General features: G+C 71.3%; 15 protein-coding genes. 12 read left to right on the plus strand and 3 right to left on the minus strand.

Annotation, left to right across the window (positions count from 1 at the left end; genetic code table 11):
• Positions 1 to 50 precede the first annotated feature (50 nt).
• Positions 51 to 2,027, plus strand: a complete 1,977-nt coding sequence (locus tag ABTY62_RS33525) for an AMP-dependent synthetase/ligase (RefSeq protein ID WP_352133183.1) — start codon at positions 51 to 53, stop codon at positions 2,025 to 2,027.
• Positions 2,028 to 2,185: 158 nt separating this feature from the next.
• Here the strand turns inward: ABTY62_RS33525 and ABTY62_RS33530 are convergent, their stop codons facing one another.
• On the minus strand, positions 2,186 to 2,389 hold the full coding sequence (locus ABTY62_RS33530; RefSeq protein WP_311726568.1) for a cold-shock protein: 204 nt from the start codon (positions 2,387 to 2,389) through the stop codon (positions 2,186 to 2,188).
• Between the two features lie 301 nt (positions 2,390 to 2,690).
• Between ABTY62_RS33530 and ABTY62_RS33535 the strand changes: the two genes are divergently transcribed.
• The 6 genes from ABTY62_RS33535 to ABTY62_RS33560 all read left to right on the plus strand — a co-directional run bounded on the left by ABTY62_RS33535 (position 2,691) and on the right by ABTY62_RS33560 (position 9,613).
• Positions 2,691 to 3,623, plus strand: coding sequence for a menaquinone biosynthetic enzyme MqnA/MqnD family protein (locus tag ABTY62_RS33535; protein ID WP_502997567.1), 933 nt, complete (start codon positions 2,691 to 2,693; stop codon positions 3,621 to 3,623).
• A gap of 261 nt (positions 3,624 to 3,884) precedes the next feature.
• A complete protein-coding gene (locus ABTY62_RS33540) occupies positions 3,885 to 5,609 on the plus strand; it encodes a serine/threonine-protein kinase (RefSeq protein ID WP_352133184.1) in 1,725 nt (574 codons plus the stop codon).
• A gap of 95 nt (positions 5,610 to 5,704) precedes the next feature.
• Entirely contained in the window at positions 5,705 to 6,904 is a 1,200-nt protein-coding gene (mqnC, locus tag ABTY62_RS33545) for a cyclic dehypoxanthinyl futalosine synthase (protein ID WP_352133185.1), read from the plus strand.
• A 23-nt stretch (positions 6,905 to 6,927) separates the two neighbouring features.
• On the plus strand, positions 6,928 to 7,377 hold the full coding sequence (locus ABTY62_RS33550; protein ID WP_311726571.1) for an imidazolonepropionase-like domain-containing protein: 450 nt from the start codon (positions 6,928 to 6,930) through the stop codon (positions 7,375 to 7,377).
• A gap of 112 nt (positions 7,378 to 7,489) precedes the next feature.
• Positions 7,490 to 8,182: a demethylmenaquinone methyltransferase gene (locus tag ABTY62_RS33555; protein WP_311726572.1), complete on the plus strand. Its 693-nt coding sequence runs from the start codon at positions 7,490 to 7,492 to the stop codon at positions 8,180 to 8,182.
• A 144-nt stretch (positions 8,183 to 8,326) separates the two neighbouring features.
• Complete coding sequence (locus tag ABTY62_RS33560; protein ID WP_352133186.1) at positions 8,327 to 9,613, plus strand: geranylgeranyl reductase family protein; 1,287 nt, start codon at positions 8,327 to 8,329, stop codon at positions 9,611 to 9,613.
• Between the two features lie 15 nt (positions 9,614 to 9,628).
• Here ABTY62_RS33560 and ABTY62_RS33565 read toward each other — a convergent pair whose 3' ends face one another.
• Positions 9,629 to 10,417: a VOC family protein gene (locus tag ABTY62_RS33565; protein WP_352133187.1), complete on the minus strand. Its 789-nt coding sequence runs from the start codon at positions 10,415 to 10,417 to the stop codon at positions 9,629 to 9,631.
• Positions 10,418 to 10,634: 217 nt separating this feature from the next.
• Between ABTY62_RS33565 and ABTY62_RS33570 the strand changes: the two genes are divergently transcribed.
• Complete coding sequence (locus ABTY62_RS33570) at positions 10,635 to 11,051, plus strand: CBS domain-containing protein (protein ID WP_311726575.1); 417 nt, start codon at positions 10,635 to 10,637, stop codon at positions 11,049 to 11,051.
• Positions 11,052 to 11,208: 157 nt separating this feature from the next.
• On the opposite strand, the gene ABTY62_RS33575 is transcribed toward ABTY62_RS33570, so the two are convergent.
• Positions 11,209 to 12,042, minus strand: a complete 834-nt coding sequence (locus ABTY62_RS33575) for a C40 family peptidase (protein WP_352133188.1) — start codon at positions 12,040 to 12,042, stop codon at positions 11,209 to 11,211.
• Positions 12,043 to 12,782: 740 nt separating this feature from the next.
• Between ABTY62_RS33575 and ABTY62_RS33580 the strand changes: the two genes are divergently transcribed.
• Genes ABTY62_RS33580 through ABTY62_RS33595 form a run of 4 tightly spaced genes read left to right on the plus strand, consistent with a single transcriptional unit; the run spans position 12,783 to position 15,827 of the window.
• Entirely contained in the window at positions 12,783 to 13,142 is a 360-nt protein-coding gene (locus ABTY62_RS33580; protein WP_311726577.1) for an NADH-quinone oxidoreductase subunit A, read from the plus strand.
• A gap of 38 nt (positions 13,143 to 13,180) precedes the next feature.
• The gene (locus tag ABTY62_RS33585; protein WP_311726578.1) at positions 13,181 to 13,735 is read left to right on the plus strand and encodes a NuoB/complex I 20 kDa subunit family protein; all 555 of its coding nucleotides are present in this window, start codon (positions 13,181 to 13,183) and stop codon (positions 13,733 to 13,735) included.
• Entirely contained in the window at positions 13,732 to 14,493 is a 762-nt protein-coding gene (locus ABTY62_RS33590) for an NADH-quinone oxidoreductase subunit C (RefSeq protein WP_352133189.1), read from the plus strand. Before ABTY62_RS33585 ends, ABTY62_RS33590 begins: the two co-directional genes overlap by 4 nt.
• A complete protein-coding gene (locus tag ABTY62_RS33595) occupies positions 14,493 to 15,827 on the plus strand; it encodes an NADH-quinone oxidoreductase subunit D (RefSeq protein ID WP_352133190.1) in 1,335 nt (444 codons plus the stop codon). The genes ABTY62_RS33590 and ABTY62_RS33595 overlap by 1 nt, the downstream gene beginning before the upstream one ends.
• Positions 15,828 to 15,840: the final 13 nt, after the last annotated feature.

Raw genomic sequence — 15,840 nt, forward strand, 5'->3', positions numbered from 1 at the left:
TCCAAGAATGATTACTCTGAAGTAAGGTTACTGACGGGTCAGGAGACGTCATGGCACAGCGGTCAGCACCTCCCACGGCCACCTCCACGGCCCCGCCCGCGGTCGCGGCCCCGCCCGCCCTCGCCCCGCCCGAACTGCGGTCCGTGGACGGCCGGATACGGCAGGCGGCCGTCCCGCCGCTCGCCCCGCACCCCACCCGCGGCAGCCTGGCCGACATCCCCTTCGACAACGCCGCCCAGGCCCCCGACGCCCCCGTCCTCAGCCGCCCGACCCCGGACGGCGGCTGGCGGGACGTCACCGCCGCCACGTTCGCCGCCGAGGTACTGGCCTGCGCCAAGGGCCTGATCGCGCACGGTCTGCGCCCCGGCGACCGGCTCGCCATCATGGCCCGCACCACCTACGAGTGGACGCTGTTCGACTTCGCCGCCTGGGCCGCCGGTCTTGTCACCGTCCCCGTCTACCCCACCTCTTCGCAGGAGCAGACGCTGCACATCCTGCGGGATTCGGGCGCGGTCGCCTGCGTCGTGGAGAGCGTCGAGCAGTCGCGGCTGGTCAGCGCCGTACGGCGGGAGCTGCCCGGCCTCGCCCACCTCTGGCAGTTCGACGCCGGGGCCGTCGCCAAGACCGACGCGGCCGGGCGGGCGGTCACGGACGCGGAGGTGGCGCGCCGCCGCGCCGGCCGCGGCCCCGACGACCTCGCGACCCTCGTCTACACCTCGGGCACCACGGGCCGTCCCAAGGGCTGTGCGCTCACCCATGGCAACTTCTTCGCCGAGGTGGACAACGCCATCGAACTGCTCCACCCGGTCTTCAAGTCGGTCAGCGTGGAGCCCGCCGCCACCCTGCTCTTCCTCCCGCTGTCGCATGTCTTCGGGCGCATGATCGCGGTCGGCTGTCTGCGGGCACGGGTGCGGCTCGGCCACGCGCCCAGCCTCCGCACCGAGGACCTCCTCGCGGGCCTGGCCGGATTCCGGCCGACCTTCCTGCTGGCCATCCCTTATGTACTGGAGAAGGTCTTCAACTCGGGCCGCGCGACGGCCGAACGGATGGGCCGCGCCGCCTCCTTCGACCGCGCCGCCGGGGTGGCCCGGCGGTACGGCGTGGCGCTGGAGGAGGCCCGGCGCGGCGGCCGCGGCCCCGGGCCGGTGCTGCGCGCCGCCCACGCGCTGTACGACCCGCTGGTCTACCGCCGCATCCGGGACGCGCTCGGCGGCAAGGTTCGCTATGTGATCTGCGGCGGCTCCCCGCTCGGCCGCCGGCTCGGCGCCTTCTTCGCGGGCGCGGGCATCGAGATCTTCGAGGGCTACGGCCTGACCGAGACGACCGCGGCCGCCACCGTCACGCCCCCGCTGCGCCCGCGCCTGGGCACGGTGGGCTGGCCGCTGCCCGGCAGCGCCGTGCGGATCGCGGAGGACGGCGAGGTGCTGCTGCGCGGCGGGCAGGTCTTCTCCGGCTACTGGGACGCGGGGCTGGGGCGGGCGGTGCCCGAGGGCGGCGCGGAGGCCTGGTTCGCCACCGGTGACATCGGGGCGCTGGACGACGAGGGCTATCTGACCATCACCGGCCGCAAGAAGGAGCTGATCGTCACCTCGGGCGGCAAGAACGTGGCCCCCGCCCCGCTGGAGGACCGGCTGCGCGCCCATCCGCTGGTCGGCCAGTGCATGGTGATCGGCGACAACCGCCCGTATGTGACGGCGCTGCTCACCCTGGACCCGGACGGGCTGGCGCACTGGCGGCGGATGCGGCAGCGGGAGGGCGTGCCGATCCGCCGGCTGGTCGAGGACGAGCTGCTGCTCGCCGAGGTCCAGCGCGCGGTGGACGACGCCAATGAGCTGGTCTCGCGCGCCGAGTCGATCCGGCGCTTCGCCGTTCTGCCGGTGCCCTTCACCGAGGAGTCCGGGCATCTGACCCCGTCCCTGAAGCTGCGGCGGGCGGCGGTCGCGCGGGACTTCGCGCGGGAGATCGAGGCGCTGTACGCGGGGGCCGCCGCAAAGGTCAGGGGCGAGGGGCGCGACGAGGGCCTATGAGGCCCTATGCGGGCCCATGGGGATAAGCGAGAGAAAACGCCGGAGAAACCCGAAGTGAATACGCGAATACCGGAATGCGGGGGAGCGGCGGGCCGGAAAACAAAGGCAGGAGCCCCGACCCCGCCGAAGCGGGGTCGGGGCTCCTTGGGTACTGCGGATCAGACCGGGCTGACATTCTCCGCCTGCGGACCCTTCGGGCCCTGGGTGACGTCGAAGGTAACGGCCTGGTTCTCCTCGAGCGAGCGGAAACCACTCGCGTTGATCGCGGAGTAGTGAACGAAGACATCGGGGCCGCCGCCGTCTTGGGCGATGAAGCCGAAGCCCTTCTCGGCGTTGAACCACTTGACGGTTCCGGTAGCCATAAGCCCTCCTTGGGCCAAAGGGTTGCCCTGCTCCAGAACCTGCAAGAAGTCTGAAAATTACAAAAGCCCGCGGTTACATGCTCCGCAGGCTTTGTACTGCAAGGAAACCTAACTGCAACTTGCGGTGAGCCTAGCACGCTGCGTGTGCGCGAGGAAAGAGCCGAAGATCACGAATTCGAGGGGTTTCCCGGGCTGATGGATTGGATAGTACCGCAGGTCGGGGCCTTACAGCCGGGCACGGGGCGGAGGCGGGGCGGGCCCCGCCGCCGCCGCATGTGACGCGCGGGTCTAGCCTCCGTATGTGGACAATTCACCGAGTTCCCCCGCCCGGAGTACACCCGACGCCACGACCACCGAGGGCTACCACCCGCGCGGTCGTACCCGGCCGAGGGTCGGCCACATCCAGTACCTCAACTGTGTGCCCCTCTACTGGGGCCTGGCCACCAGCGGGGCCCTCCTGGACCTCGAGCTCACCAAGGACACCCCCGACGCGCTCAACGACAAGCTGGTACAGGGCGATCTCGACATCGGCCCGATCAGCCTGGTGGAGTTTCTGCGCAACGCCGACGACCTGGTGGCGCTGCCCGACATCGCGGTCGGCTGCGACGGGCCCGTCATGTCCTGCGTGATCGTCTCGCAGCTGCCGCTCGAGCAGCTGGACCGGGCCCGGGTCGCCCTCGGCTCGGCCTCGCGCACCTCCGTACGGCTGGCGCGGCTGCTGCTCGCCGAGCGGTACGGGATCTCCCCGGACTACTACACCTGCCCGCCCGACCTCAGCCTGATGATGCAGGAGGCGGAGGCGGCGGTACTCATCGGCGACGCCGCGCTGCGCGCCAATCTGCACTACGCCGAGAAGCTCGGCCTCCAGGTGCACGACCTCGGCCAGATGTGGAAGGAGTGGACCGGGCTGCCGTTCGTCTTCGCGGTGTGGGCGGCCCGCCGCGAGTACCTGGAGCGCGAGCCGGAGATCGTCCACCAGGTGCACCGGGCCTTCCTCGACTCCCGCGACCTGTCCCTGGTGGAGGTCGCCAAGGTCGCCGAGCAGGCGGCGCGCTGGGAGGCGCTGGAGGCGCCGGTCCTGGAGCGCTACTTCACCACCCTGGACTTCAGCCTGGGCGAGCGGCAGTTGGAGGGCATCGCCGAGTTCGTCCGGCGCACCGCCCCGGCGGCCGGCTACCCCGCCGAGGTACGGGTGCGGCCGCTGGACCTGGCCGGCCCGCGCGGGCTGGTGTAACGGCTTCGCGCCCATCAGGTATTGCCCCGGCGGCCTGTCCGGGGCAGCACCTAGGCCCTGTCTCCTCGATCTCTGTGGATCAGGCCGCGGCGTCTGGTGCGTGCGATCGCAAGGCGGAGGGTCGCTCTCGTAGTGGGCCTACTCGGGCGGGCCCGACAACGCAGCGAGCGTGCGTGCCAGGCGTCGTGGGCCCGCAGAGATTGGGGAGACAGGGCCTAAGCTGGAGCGGCGGAGTCGAGGGGAGCGGGGGAGGCAGACGGGATGGAGCCGCTGGGGGCGGACGATCCGCGGGTCATCGGCGACTACCGGCTGCTCGGGCGGCTCGGCTCGGGCGGCATGGGCCGGGTCTTCGTGGGGCGCAGCGCGGGCGGCCGGACCGTGGCGGTGAAGGTCGTCCACGCTCACTTCTCGCTCGACGAGCAGTTCCGCGCCCGGTTCCGGCGCGAGGTGGAGGCCGCGCGGCGGGTCGGCGGGGCGTGGACCGCGCCGGTGCTGGACGCCGACCCGGACGCCCGCGTCCCGTGGGTGGCCACCGGCTATGTGGCGGGCCCGTCGCTGAGCCAGGCCGTCGCCGACGAGGGCCCGCTGCCCGAGCCGTCGGTACGGGCCCTGGGCGCCGGGCTGGCGGAGGCGCTGGCCGCCGTGCACGCGCTGGGCCTGGTCCACCGCGACGTCAAGCCGTCGAACGTACTGCTCGCGCTGGACGGCCCGCGCCTGATCGACTTCGGCATAGCGCGGGCCACGCAGGGCACGGTGTCGCTGACCACCACCGGCGCCTCGATCGGCTCGCCCGGCTATATGTCGCCCGAGCAGATCCTGGGGAAGGGCGTGGAGGGGGCGGCCGACGTCTTCTCGCTGGGCGCCGTGCTGGCGTACGCGGTGACGGGCGAGCCGCCCTTCCCCGGCGACAGCTCGGCCGCGCTGCTCTACAAGGTGGTCCACGAGGAGGCCCGGCTCGGCCCCGGCCTGACCGGTGACCTGCGGGACCTGATCGCCGCCTGCCTGGCCAAGGACCCGTCCGCCCGGCCCGCCCCGGAGCGGATCGTGAGCCGCCTCGCCCCGGACGGGGGCGCCGCGAGCCTGGTGCGGCCGGGGTGGCTGCCGGGGCCGCTGGTCGAGCGGGTGAGCCGGCGGGCGGTGGAGCTCCTCGACCTGGACGCGTCGGATCCGCCCGCGCCCCCGGCGGCGCAGCCGGCCGTGTCGGCCGTGTCGGGCGCGCCCGTGCCGCCCCTGGGCGCGTTCGGCCCGCCCGACCCCTCGTACGGCCGCCCGGCCCAGCAGACGTCCGGCGCGTCCGCCCCGCCCGATGCACCGCCGTCCGGCGGGCAGCCGTCCGAGGGCCGCAGGGTCTCGGTCTCCGCCGCCATCGGGCGCCGGAACCGTCCGAAGGCGCTCAGCTGCACGCTGGTGCTGTCCGTCGCGGGCGCGCTGGCCGCCGCCACGACCGCGGCCTTCGTGTTCCATCTGCTGCCGGGCACCGGCGGGGGCGAGGGGACGGGCGCCAACGACTCCGCCGCGTCCCCGAGCCCAGGGGCCTCGTCCTCGTCCCCGGGCCCGGGGTCGGAACCGACGGCGACGGAGGGCCCCGGCGACTACGGCGACGACCCCGTCAAGACCGTGCCCAAGGCGTTCCTCGGCACCTGGAAGGGCCAGCTCACCACCGAGTCCAACATCCCCGGAGGCGAACTGACCATCACCATCCGCGAGGGGACGCCGGGGGAGAAGGTGGGCAGCGGCCGGGTCGAGATGGCGGTGCTCCGCTGTGACAGCAACTGGAAGCTGGTCTCGGCCACCTCGAAGGAGCTGGTCCTCGACTCGCGGGTCGGGGACGGCGGCCAGGAGCAGACCGGCTGCACCGGCGGCTCGGCCGAGGAGCGGTTCACCCTTACCTCCGACGGCTCGCTGCGCTACAAGGCGGCCGATGAGGAGGGCGGCAACCCGAGCGGCACGCTGCGCAAGGTGACCGCGGGCTCAGGGGACCGCTGAGGGCCGCCGCGGGGGAGCGGGGCCTCGGCGGAGGGCCGTGACCACTGGCGTACGCTGGGGCAGTCCGTCCGCAACCCGCCGAAAGGGACGCCCCGGTGACCGAGAGCGCATCGCTTCAGGCCGTCCTCGACCGCGCCGCCGCCGGGGGCCGTATCACCCCGCAGGAGGCGCTCGACCTGTACCGGTCCGCGCCGCTGCACGCGCTCGGCGCCGCCGCCGACGAGGCCCGCCGCCGCCGTTACGCGGGCATCGAGCACATCGCGACGTACATCATCGAACGGAACATCAACTACACCAACGTCTGCGTGACGGCCTGCAAGTTCTGCGCCTTCTACGCCGCGCCCAAGGACACCGCCAAGGGCTGGACCCGCGACCTCGACGACATCCTGCGCCGCTGCGCCGAGACCGTCGAACTCGGCGGCACGCAGATCATGTTCCAGGGCGGTCACCACCCGGACTTCGGGGTGGAGTACTACGAGAAGCACTTCTCGGCCATCAAGAAGGAATTCCCGCAGCTGGTGATCCACTCGCTGGGGGCCTCCGAGGTCGAGCACATGGCGCGGATCTCCGGTGTGTCTGCCGAGGAGGCGATCCGCCGCATCCACGACGCGGGCCTGGACTCCTTCGCGGGCGCGGGCGCCGAACTGCTGCCCGAGCGGCCGCGCAAGGCCATCGCGCCGCTCAAGGAGTCGGGCGAGCGCTGGCTGGAGATCATGGAGACCGCCCACAACCTGGGGGTCGAGTCCACCTCCACGATGCTCATGGGCACCGGCGAGACGAACGCCGAGCGGATCGAGCACATCCGCATGATCCGCGACGTACAGGACCGCACGGGCGGCTTCCGCGCCTTCATCCCGTACACCTACCAGCCCGAGAACAACCATCTGAAGGGGCAGACGCAGGCGACCGTCTTCGAGTACCTGCGCATGATCGCGATCGCCCGGCTGTTCCTCGACAACGTGGCCCATATCCAGGGCTCCTGGCTGACCGTCGGCAAGGAGGCCGGCCAGCTGTCGCTGCACTACGGGGCGGACGACCTCGGCTCGGTGATGCTGGAGGAGAACGTGGTCTCCTCGGCGGGCGCCCGGCACCGGTCCAACCGGATGGAGCTGCTCCATCTCATCCGTACGGCGGGGCGGGTGCCCGCGCAGCGCGCCACCACCTACGAGCACCTGGTCGTGCACGACGACCCGGCGAACGACCCGGTCGACGACCAGGTCGTCTCCCATCTGTCGTCGACGGCGATCGAGGGCGGGACCGCCCACCCCGAGCTGAAGCTCATCGACGCCTCCTGACCCCTCTCCTGACACCCCTTCCGATGCTCACCCTTCACGCGGCGCCCCTCGTCCGGCTCACCCCCGACGACGCGGCGCCGCTGCACGACGCCGCCGTCGCGGTCGACGGCGACCGGATCGCCGCGGTCGGGCCGCTGGACGCGCTGCTCCGCACGTATCCGCGGGCCAGGGTGCGCCACTGGCCCGGCACGCTGGGCCCGGGCCTGGTCCACGACGCGCCGGTGCCGGACGCGCCCAGCCCGCGCGAGCGGATCCACGCGCTGCTGCGGCGGGGCGCCACGGCGGTCGTCGCGGCGCGGGTCGCCGACCCCGAGCTGCTGGCCGCCGCGCGGCGGGGCGGCCTCGCCGTCCTGGACCGGCCGCGCCCGCCCGCGCTGGCGGAGACCGGCCGCGCCGACCTGGCGGCCTTCGACGCGGACGGCGCGTGCGTGGCCACGGTGCTCGCGGGGCGGCTGGTGCACCGGCGGCGCTGAGCGCGGCTCGCGCACCGGCGCCGATGGGCGGCGCGGGCGGGGTCCGGCGCGGTGCACGGCGCGGGCGGGGTCCGGCGCCGGGCGCGGCGGGGGCCGGGTGAACAATGGGGGCATGACCCGAGCATCCCTGGACAAGCAGCCGCACGAAGTCGCCGCGATGTTCGACGGCGTGGCGGCCAAGTACGACCTCACCAACGATGTGCTCTCGCTCGGGCAGGCCCGGCTGTGGCGCAAGGCCGTGACGCGGGCCGTCGCCGCGCGCCCCGGCGAGCGCGTGCTCGACCTCGCCGCCGGCACCGGCACCTCCTCGCTGCCCTTCGCCGCCGCGGGCGCGTACGTCGTCCCCTGCGACTTCTCGCTCGGGATGCTGCGGGTGGGCAAGCGGCGCCACCCGGGGCTGCCGCTCACGGCGGGCGACGCGACCCGGCTGCCCTTCGCGGACGGGGTCTTCGACGCCGTCACGATCTCCTTCGGGCTGCGCAACGTCCAGGACACGGACGCCGCGCTGCGCGAGCTGCTGCGCGTGACCAGGCCCGGCGGACGCGTCGTGATCTGCGAGTTCAGCCACCCCACCTGGGCCCCGCTGCGCACCGTCTACACCGAGTACCTGATGCGCGCGCTGCCGCCGGTCGCCACCGCGGTCAGCAGCAACCCGGACGCGTATGTCTATCTCGCCGAGTCGATCCGCGCCTGGCCCGACCAGCCCGGGCTGGCGGCGCGGCTGGGCGAGGCGGGCTGGGCGAAGGTCGCCTGGCGCGATCTGTCCGGCGGGATCGTCGCCCTCCACCGGGGCGTCAAGCCGTAGGCCCACCAAGGCGTCAAACCGCGGGCGCCGCCGGGTTCTCCCGGGGGTGGCCCCCCGTATCGGCCGCGGCACGCCACATAGACTGCAACCGTTCCAGTGCCCGGCGTGACCGGCACGCCGTTACCGAGCCTTCGGGAGACCCGCGTGAGCGAGACCGCATCCACGGAGCGGACCGCCGATGTCATCGTCGTCGGCGCCGGGCCCGCCGGCTCCACCACGGCGTACTACCTCGCCAAGGCCGGGCTGGACGTGCTGCTGCTGGAGAAGACGGCGTTCCCGCGCGAGAAGGTGTGCGGCGACGGTCTGACCCCGCGCGCCACCAAGGAGCTCGTGGGCATGGGCATCGACGTCTCCGAGGAGGCGGGCTGGCTGCGCAACCGCGGCCTGCGGATCATCGGCGGCGGGGTGCGGCTTGAGCTCGACTGGCCGGAGCTGGCCTCGTATCCGGACTACGGTCTGGTCCGCAAGCGCGACGACTTCGACGAGCAGCTGGCGCGGCAGGCCCAGAAGGCCGGCGCCCGGCTGTACGAGCGCTGCAATGTGGGCGCCCCGATCCTCGACGACCGTACGGGCAGGATCACCGGCGTCGAGGCCAAGCTCGGCGTGGAGAAGACGCCGGTCACCTTCCACGCCCCGCTGGTGGTCGCCGCGGACGGCAACTCCACCCGGCTCTCGCTGGCCATGGGGCTGCACCGGCGCGAGGACCGGCCGATGGGCGTGGCGGTGCGGACGTACTTCACCTCGCCCCGCCACGACGACGACTACCTGGAGTCCTGGCTGGAGCTGTGGGACCGCCGCGGCCCCCAGGACCGGCTGCTGCCCGGCTACGGCTGGATCTTCGGCATGGGCGACGGCACCAGCAACGTCGGCCTCGGCGTGCTCAACACCTCCGGCTCCTTCAAGGAGCTGGACTGGCGCGAGATCCTCAAGGTGTGGTGCGCCTCGATGCCCGAGGAGTGGGGCTACACCCCGGAGAACATGACCGGCCCGATCCGCGGCGCCGCCCTCCCGATGGCGTTCAACCGTCAGCCGCACTACACCCGGGGGCTGTTGCTGGTCGGCGACGCGGGCGGCATGGTCAACCCGTTCAACGGCGAGGGCATCGCCTATGCGATGGAATCCGGCCGGATCGCGGCGGACGTCATCGTCCAGGCTCAGGCCCGCGCCACCGCCGACCGCCGCGAACTGGCCCTCCAGCGCTACCCGAAGGTCATCAAGGACACCTACGGCGGCTACTACACGCTGGGCCGGGCCTTCGTGAAGCTGATCAGCAACCCGACGGTCATGAAGCTGGCGGCCCAGCGCGGTCTGACCCACCCGATGCTGATGCGGTTCACGCTGAAGCTGATGGCCAACCTCACCGACCCGACGGGCGGCGACGCGATGGACCGCGTCATCAACGGCCTGGCGAAGGTGGCCCCGAAGGCCTGACGCGGTGCAGCCCGCTCAGGCGGCCGTCGTCGCCGGGTTGGCGCTGGTGATGACGGCGAAGTGCGCGCCGGAGGGGTCGGCCAGCCAGGCCATGCGGCCGATGTCCTCGGCGGTCATGGCGGGCATCAGCACCGCCCCGCCGAGCTTCTCGGCCCGGTCGACGACGAGATCGCAGTCGGCCACCTCGACGTACGGCAGCCACTGCGCGACATCGTGCCCCTGCTGGAGCTGCGCCATGCCGCCGAAGGACCCCTCGCTGCCGCGCCCGCCCGTCGAGAGCACGGTGTAGGTCCCGCCGGAGAACGACATCTCCTCGGCGTCCCAGCCGAACACCGTGTGGTAGAAGGCGAGATTGGTGACCGGGTCCGGGGTGTGCAGCTCCACCCAGCACAACGTGCCCTCCTCGGTGACCGCTTCGAGGCCCTGGGTCTTGCCGGGCTGCCAGACGGCGAACCGGGCGCCGCCCGGGTCGGTGAACTGGGCCATCCGCCCCTCGTCGAAGACGTCGAACGGCGCGGAGCGCACCGCGCCGCCCGCCTCCGCGACCACCGCGGCGGTGGCCTCGGCGTCGGTGGTGCGGAAGTACGGCGTCCAGGCGGGGCGCGCGCCCTCCTCGTGGAGCGGGCCGACGGCGGCGACCGTCCTGCGGTTCTTCTTGAAGAAGCCGTAGCCGCCCGCCTCAGGTCCGGCCGACTCCCAAGTCCAGCCGAACAGGCTGGTGTAGAAGGTGCCGGCCGCGTCGGTGTCGGGGGTGCCGAGGTCGAGCCAGTTGGGGGCGCCGGGGACGAAATCGGTGGTGAGCATGGGGGCTCCTTCGGCGGATCCTGATCAGCCGGGGGCGTTGGGGCCGGATCCCGCGCCGCCGTGGGGGCGACGGCGGCCACCCCGGCAGTTCTCAGTCTGGCACCGGGCCCCGGGGGCCGCCGCTGGGGAGCGGGGACGCGGCGCCGGTCGCGAGGGCCCGTCGGCGGTGGTGACATGGAAGGAGGGGGCACCAGTCGGGTACCAGGAGGTACACATCATGACCAAGGCCGCAGACATCATGCACCCGGGCGCGCAGTGGATCCCCAAGACCCAGACGCTGGACCGCGCGGCGCAGCTGATGCGGGACCTGAACGTCGGCGCGCTGCCGATCGCCGACGAGAACGAGCGGCTGTGCGGCATCCTGACCGACCGCGACATCATCGTCGGCTGTGTCGCCGAGGGCAAGGACTGCTCCAGGACGACGGCGGGGGAGCTCGCCAAGGGCACGCCGCGGTGGATCCCGGCCGACGCGGACGTCACCGATGTGCTCCGGGAGATGGAGCAGAACAAGATCCGCAGGCTGCCGGTGATCGACAAGGACAAGCGGCTGGTCGGCATGATCAGCGAGGCCGATCTGGCCCACCACGTCAGCGAGCCCCAGATCGCCGAGTTCGTGGAGAAGGTGTACGCCTAGGCGGCTTGTCGGCTGCCGGCCGGCGCGGACAGGGAAAGCGGGCCGCGGACACGGAATGAGGCCGCCGCCCCGGACGTGGACGTACGGGAAGGCGGCCCCATGCGGCTCGCTCTCGGCTCTCGGCTCGCTCTCGGGTCGTGCTCGGTCGTGAGAGTGCTCAGAGAAGGCGGACGGCGCCGGACGGCGGGTCGTAGCTCAGGTCGCGCTCGACGATGCCGGTGCTCGGGTTCTGGGCGCCGATGAACTTGCCGCCGCCGATGTAGACGCCGACGTGGTACGCGTTGCCGCGGGCGCCCCAGTAGAGGAGGTCGCCGGGCTGGAGGTTGTCCAGCGACACGGCGGTGCCCTGGTTCGACTGGTCCTGCGACACGCGCGGCAGGCTGATGCCGATCTGGTTGAAGGCGGACTGGGTCAGGCCGGAGCAGTCGTACGAGGAGGGGCCGCTGGAGCCCAGCACGTACGCCTTGCCCACCTGGGCCTTCAGGAAGTTGATCAGCGTGGCGGCGTTGCCGGTCGCCTTCGTCGCGGTCGACGGGGCCGACGTGGTGTTGCTCGACGCGGTGCTGAGGCTGGTGCGCTCGGCGGTGCGGGACGCCCGCTCGGCCTTCTCCTGTGCCGCGCGGCGGGCTGCGGCCTTGCGCGCCGCCTCCTTGGCCTCCTGGGCCTTGCGGTCGGCCTCGGCCTTGGCCTTCTTCGCCGTGGCCTTGGCCTTGGCGGCGGCCTGGTCCTGCTGCGCCTGGAGCTGGTAGTCGGCGGCCGCCTGCTGGGTGGCGTCGGCGGACTGCGCGGCGGAGCTCGCCAGGGTGGAGCCGAGGGTCGGCATCTCGAGCGTCGACTCGGCGGCGGACGGCTCGGCGGCCAGGGCGGGCGCGGCGGCGCCGGCGACCGCGAGCGTCAGGAAACCACCGGTGACCCCGGCTCGGAGTGCACGCGTGGAGGAGGCGGCACGGCGGGGCTTCCGGTGGCTGGGTATCTGTGCGGTCTGGGACATGGACCCAACCGCTATCAGGGTTAGGAGGGCCGGATCAAGAAAAGTGGAGTGCGCCACATTTGACGCGTACATGCTTAGAATTGAGGGTGTTGGATCTCGGCTGAGGCCCTCGGTGCCGTGTCCGAATTTTTCGATCATGCCCATACGCACGGCATTTTGTGGCCCCGGCGGGTACCCACGCCGCCTACCATCAACCCGGCCCGCATGCCAAGGATCCTGATCAAATTGAGATCCACAACCTTTTGCGAGGTGGGATACCTCACTCCCCGGCGCGGCCCGGCGCGGCTCGTGAACGAAAGCGCGTAGTAGTGATCAAGGGGGCCGCGGGGTGGGCGGCGGGGGTGGGTGACGGCGCGGTGGTCCGGGCGTGGGGTCGCTCGACGGGATGGTTGTCACATATCAGATATGAGCGCCCATCGCAAATTTGTGTGTAGGTACCATATCTTGTAAGGAGCGCAAGCCGCTCACCAGTGGCGACGGATTCTTATGTCACTTCTCGTGATCGATCGGATGCTTCGAGTGCAAGATCACCGCTCATCCGACTTCATGATCCTTCGTCAGGTGGTGGAGATCACAAAGACGTTGTTGCACCCCGTGTCGCAGATCACATAGCGGCGGGCATAGGATGCAGGCGAAACGGGCTTGTGAACTGCCTCACATGTGCGCGATCTTCGTGGGAGCGGTCCGGGAGTCCGTACGGTCCGCCAGCCAGTCACCGTCGACTGAAGGGAGCGGGGACGGTGAACGCATACGCGCCCATCCTCGTACTGGGAGCCCTCGGGGCAGCCTTTGCGATCTTCTCGGTCATCATGGCCGCGATCATCGGCCCCAAGCGTTACAACCGGGCCAAGCTCGAAGCCTATGAATGTGGCATCGAGCCGACTCCACATCCGGCCGGCGGTGGGCGCTTCCCCATCAAGTACTACCTGACGGCGATGCTCTTCATCGTCTTCGACATCGAGATCGTCTTCCTCTATCCCTGGGCCGTCACCTTCGACGCGATGGGGCTGTTCGGGCTGGTGGAGATGCTCCTCTTCGTGCTCACCGTCTTCGTCGCCTACGCGTATGTCTGGCGGCGCGGAGGCCTGGAGTGGGACTGAGTGGCCGGTGTGGGACCAAGTGAGAGGAGAACCGTCACATGGGTATCGAAGACAAGCTTCCGAGTGGATTTCTGCTGACCACCGTCGAGCAGGCGGCCGGGCTGGCGCGCAAGTCCTCCGTGTTCCCGGCCACCTTCGGGCTCGCCTGCTGTGCCATCGAGATGATGACCACGGGCGCCGGGCGCTATGACCTGGCCCGGTTCGGCATGGAGGTCTTCCGCGGCTCGCCCCGACAGGCCGATCTGATGATCGTCGCCGGGCGCGTCAGCCAGAAGATGGCCCCGGTGCTGCGGCAGGTCTACGATCAGATGCCGAATCCGAAGTGGGTCATCTCGATGGGCGTGTGCGCCTCCTCGGGCGGCATGTTCAACAACTACGCGATCGTGCAGGGCGTCGATCACATCGTCCCGGTCGACATCTATCTGCCCGGCTGCCCGCCGCGGCCCGAGATGCTCCTGGACGCGATTCTCAAGCTGCACGAAAAGATCCGCGAGGAGAAGTTCGGCGTGAACCGCGAGCGCGCGGCCCGCGAGGCGGAGGAAGCGGCGCTGAAGGCACTCCCGACGATCGAGATGAAGGGGCTGCTGCGGTGAGCGACGCGCCCAAGGCCAATGAGGCGCCCAAGGCCAACGGGGTCAACCCGGACCAGGACCTCAACGCCGAGAACCTCCCCGGCCGGCGGGGCGACCAGGGCGAGCCCGTCCGCGTCCAGCGCGGCATGTTCGGCGCCAACAACGGCGGGGACACCTCGGGCTACGGCGGCCTGGTGCGGCCGGTGCGGCTGCCGGGGCCGGCCAGCCGGCCGTACGGGGGCTGGTTCGACGAAGTCGCCGACGAACTCGAAGGCGCGCTCGAGGAGCAGTCCCTGGTCCCGGAGAACGCGATCGAGAAGACCGTCGTGGACCGCGGCGAGCTGACCTTCCACATCGCGCGCGAGCACCTGCCGCGGGTGGCCAGGACCCTGCGCGACGACCCGGCGCTCCGCTTCGAGCTGTGCACGGGCGTCAGCGGCGTCCACTTCCCGGGCGACAAGGGCCGGGAGCTGCACGCCGTCTACCACCTGCGCTCGATCACCCACAACCGGCTGGTCCGGCTGGAGGTCAGCGTCCCCGACGACGACCCGCACCTTCCGTCGATCGTCGACGTCTATCCGACCAACGACTGGCACGAGCGCGAGGCGTACGACTTCTTCGGCCTGATCTTCGACGGTCACCCCGCGCTCACGCGGATCATGATGCCCGACGACTGGCAGGGCTTCCCGCAGCGCAAGGACTACCCCCTCGGCGGCATCCCCGTCGAGTACAAGGGCGCCCAGATCCCGGCTCCGGACCAGCGGAGGTCGTACAGCTGATGTCTGCCACCCACGCAACCCCCTCCGCCTCCGCGCGCGAGACCACCGAAGGCACCGTCTACACCGTCACCGGCGGCGACTGGGACGAGGTCGTGGCCGCGGCGTCGCGGGCCGACGACGAGCGGATCATCGTCAACATGGGTCCGCAGCACCCGTCCACCCACGGCGTGCTCCGGCTCATCCTGGAGATCGACGGCGAGACGGTCACCGAGGCCCGCTGCGGCATCGGATATCTGCACACCGGCATCGAGAAGAACCTCGAATTCCGGAACTGGACGCAGGGCACCACCTTCGTGACCCGCATGGACTATCTGACGCCCTTCTACAACGAGGCCGCTTACTGCCTGGGCGTCGAGAAGCTGCTGGGCATCTTGGACCAGGTCCCGGACCGGGCCTCGGTCATCCGGGTGATGCTGATGGAGCTCAACCGGCTCTCCTCCCACCTGGTGGCCATCGCCACCGGCGGCATGGAGCTGGGCGCCACCACCATCATGATCTACGGCTTCCGGGACCGCGAGATGATCCTGGACATCTTCGAGCTGATCACCGGCCTGCGGATGAACCACGCCTACATCCGGCCCGGCGGGCTCGCCCAGGACCTGCCGCCCGGGGCGGTCGACCAGATTCGCGCCTTCGTGAAGAAGATGCGCAAGAACCTGCCGGAGTACGACAAGCTGGCGACCGGGAACCCGATCTTCAAGGCCCGGCTCCAGGACGTCGGCTATCTCGACCTCGCCGGCTGCATGGCGCTCGGGGTGACCGGCCCGATACTGCGGTCCACCGGTCTGCCGCACGACCTGCGCAAGACCCAGCCGTACTGCGGCTATGAGACCTATGACTTCGAGGTCCCCACCGCCGACACCTGCGATGCCTACGGCCGCTTCCTGATCCGGCTGGAGGAGATGCGCCAGTCGCTGCGGATCGTCGAGCAGTGCCTGGACCGGCTGGCGCCGGGGCCGGTGATGGTCGAGGACAGGAAGATCGCCTGGCCGGCCCAGCTGGCGCTGGGGCCGGACGGGCTCGGCAACTCCCTCGACCACATCAAGAAGATCATGGGCACCTCGATGGAGGCCCTGATCCACCACTTCAAGCTGGTGACCGAGGGGTTCCGGGTCCCGCCGGGACAGGCGTACACGGCCGTCGAGTCGCCCAAGGGCGAGCTGGGCGTGCATGTGGTCAGCGACGGCGGCACCCGCCCGTTCCGCGTGCACTTCCGTGACCCGTCCTTCACCAACCTCCAGGCCGTGGCGGCGATGTGCGAGGGCGGCCAGGTCGCCGACGTGATCGTCGCCGTGGCGTCCATCGACCCCGTGATGGGAGGCGTCGACAGGTGACCGACGTACAGCT

Origin of the sequence: Streptomyces sp. NPDC097640 (assembly GCF_040302705.1) — a bacterium.
Lineage (GTDB): Bacteria > Actinomycetota > Actinomycetes > Streptomycetales > Streptomycetaceae > Streptomyces.